1 protein-coding gene is annotated in these 357 nt (G+C 41.7%); it reads right to left on the bottom strand.

The genetic code is table 11. The features are described from left to right. The coding region (locus PZE06_RS27000) for a hypothetical protein (protein ID WP_275792239.1) at window positions 1-187 on the bottom strand (187 nt) is incomplete at its 3' end. Window positions 188-357: the final 170 nt, after the last annotated feature.

The following is a 357-nucleotide window of genomic DNA, read 5'->3' as shown; positions in this document are numbered from 1 at the left end:
TGTTTCTTTTGACCTGCTTAATTGCTTGTTCGAGGTTGTCCTTATCGAGTATTTTGTCGAGTAATTTTCTTTCATGCATGTTTGTTATTTCCTTTCTTTCTCGTGGTTCGGTATCCACTTTTCCGCGGTTAGCCAGTGGTCTATTTCCTTCCCCAATTAAGATTTCTATAACGATAAAATTGTTCAACCCTTCGTTCTTTCTAACTTTCGTTAGATGTCTTCACTACTACGGCTTCTGCTGACTTCTCACCGTCCAGTCCTGCATCACTACAGGATTTTGGTACAGACTCATGAGACCTCCCCAGTTAAGGCGCGAACTCTTTCCCCCCATCTATCTGCCATATATACAACTCATGA

Source organism: Robertmurraya sp. DFI.2.37, from assembly GCF_029211245.1.
GTDB classification, from domain to species: Bacteria; Bacillota; Bacilli; order Bacillales; family Cytobacillaceae; genus Robertmurraya; species Robertmurraya methanolica_A.
This window is presented reverse-complemented; position numbering and strand designations above follow the sequence as displayed.